Annotated in this window: 3 protein-coding genes and 1 pseudogene; 1 reads left to right on the top strand and 3 read right to left on the bottom strand. The window is 26.4% G+C overall.

The features are described 5' to 3' along the window. Positions 1 to 4 precede the first annotated feature (4 nt). The 3 genes from HMPREF3241_RS05015 to HMPREF3241_RS13130 all read right to left on the bottom strand — a co-directional run bounded on the left by HMPREF3241_RS05015 (position 5) and on the right by HMPREF3241_RS13130 (position 1,801). A complete protein-coding gene (locus tag HMPREF3241_RS05015) occupies positions 5 to 676 on the bottom strand; it encodes a DUF443 family protein (protein WP_070853498.1) in 672 nt (223 codons plus the stop codon). A gap of 44 nt (positions 677 to 720) precedes the next feature. Next, positions 721 to 1,293 carry a DUF443 family protein gene (locus HMPREF3241_RS05010; RefSeq protein ID WP_254051633.1) on the bottom strand — a complete coding sequence of 191 codons (573 nt, stop codon included), beginning with the start codon at positions 1,291 to 1,293 and terminating at the stop codon, positions 721 to 723. 106 nt (positions 1,294 to 1,399) lie between these two features. After that, entirely contained in the window at positions 1,400 to 1,801 is a 402-nt protein-coding gene (locus HMPREF3241_RS13130) for a hypothetical protein (RefSeq protein WP_254051632.1), read from the bottom strand. Between the two features lie 136 nt (positions 1,802 to 1,937). Here HMPREF3241_RS13130 and HMPREF3241_RS12125 point away from each other — a divergent pair. After that, positions 1,938 to 2,137, top strand: a pseudogene (locus tag HMPREF3241_RS12125) (ADP-ribosylating toxin); the annotation flags it as partial.

Below are 2,137 nucleotides of genomic sequence, written 5' to 3'. Positions count from 1 at the left end.
TTAGCTATATTTTTTTACTTTGCAACAGAACCATTACCTCTTCGTTGTCATATGTAATGAGGTTCATTAATGAAAACATGAAAAATATTAAGGGACTTCCAATATAAATCATAAGATTGTTTTCAACACCAAAAATAAGTCCTATCATTAATAATGAGAACAGTAGAAACATTAAATATGATCCAATGACGAAAAACATATGTTTTAACTTGGGTCTAACAATACATTTAATTATATAAGTTTTATTTGATTTTAGTTTTAAATCCCATTTTTTTCTTAAAGATCCTCTAATAAAAACAATTACAAGTATCGTCACTATAACAATTAGCGAATTAATAAATTGGTTAGAGGGTACATCCATCAAATCCATAAATGGTCTCATTAGTAAAGCTATTAATACACCACCACCACCAGAAACACATCCTATATTTTTAGCTTGTGCTTTATTATTATTGTCGTCATATTCAATTTCATTTAATTTATCATTTGAAACTTCTATTATTTCTTTTTTTAATATCCAATTCAATGGTGGGAATAAATATGTAAAGTAGTTTGATTCCAAGTCAATGAGATATTTTTTCTGGTTTAGTTCAATCAGTTTATATCTAGGGTTTTTATGGATTCGATACATCTTTACTCTAAATTTTTGATTATCATTTAAATTATAAGTATTCATTGTAGTCTCTTCCTTATTTTTCTCTAAAAATATTTTGAAATGATTTAAGAATTACTTTTAATCTTACCAATTTTACCTGTAATTTCTGTTTGAGCATATAACAACACATTTTGAAATAAGATAAATGATAGTAATAGCATAATGCCAAGTATATATATATAGTTTGATTGATTTTGTATTATAAAACCTAATATCAAAGCTATTATTATAAAGCTCAAAATAATATTTATTATAATGTTTTTTAAAAACTCTTTAAAGTTTGGCCAGACAAAGGCGCTCATCTTATTTTTGCTCATACGAATTTCAATTTTTTTCTTTTTTCTATCAATAATTTCTTTTAAAATAATTAATGGAATTATTGATGTTAATACTAAAATAATATTTAGTAACAAGTTAGTAGTAAAATTCATATAATCTAAAATAGGCTTTGTTAGAGTAGCAAACAAGACCCCGATACCTGTTCCTATACTCCCCAATGCATTATTTTTATTTTCATTTATATGATTTGTTCTTATGTTATCTAATGTATCTTTATCGATTTCAACCAAAACTTGTCTTGTAAAATAATTCAACAATGGAAATATATATGTTAATTTATTTCGATTTAAATCAATAATAAAGTATCTATTTTCATATTGTATTAGTTTAAACTTACTATTTTTTTCGACAGTTTCTATTGTTATTTTATCTATGATTAATCACATTCTTTCTAATTTTAAATTTTTAAAAAGCTTTCATTGGATTTAAAGAATTAGTAATTGTAGTAATTGATTGACCTACATTCTTTCTAATATGATTAGAAGTATCTTTTATTGTATCAGAAACATGATTTACTGTTTCTTCAGTATAATTGATAGTGTGATTTGCCTTTGTTTTATAATCTTTGATGGTAGATTCTGTATTATATTTGATAGCATTAACTTTTGAATTAGCTTTAATCATTCCTTTCGCTACTGTTGGAGCTATATCGTCTTTCATTACTTTATTCCCTCTATTTTTTACCATTTTATAACCTGTACTTATCATATTTTTCTCAAATTCAATTTTACATTTTTCTAAGGAATAAATTTTTTTAGCTTTATCACTAATCCAGTTAAATGTTGGATCTATAACATTCTTACCCACCCAATCTGTTCCTGTTTTTAGACCGAGAAAATTATGTTTATATGCCTGCTCAACACCATATGTAGCAGCAGGTGCTTATACAACTTATTCTGTAGCTAATGCTGCTACTGGAAAAAATGTAATCACTGGCAGAAAAATGTCGAAAAATGAACGATTAATGGAAGGTTTGTTAGCCATTCCTTTACCAGGTGCTGCTTTCTTAAAAAGTTCAGGTAAAAGCATGGCCAAATTAGCATTCACTGGTTCTAAAAATTTCGCAGTGAAAACAGGCATCCATGAAGGTACGCAAAGTATGGCAAGTCGAATGACGCCTAAAATGACAGCAATGAAAGATAG

The sequence above is a fragment of the Staphylococcus sp. HMSC34G04 genome (assembly GCF_001838765.1).
Taxonomy (GTDB): Bacteria; Bacillota; Bacilli; order Staphylococcales; family Staphylococcaceae; genus Staphylococcus; species Staphylococcus epidermidis.
The sequence above is the reverse complement of the archived record's forward strand: the minus strand, read 5'-3'. Positions and strand labels throughout refer to the sequence as shown.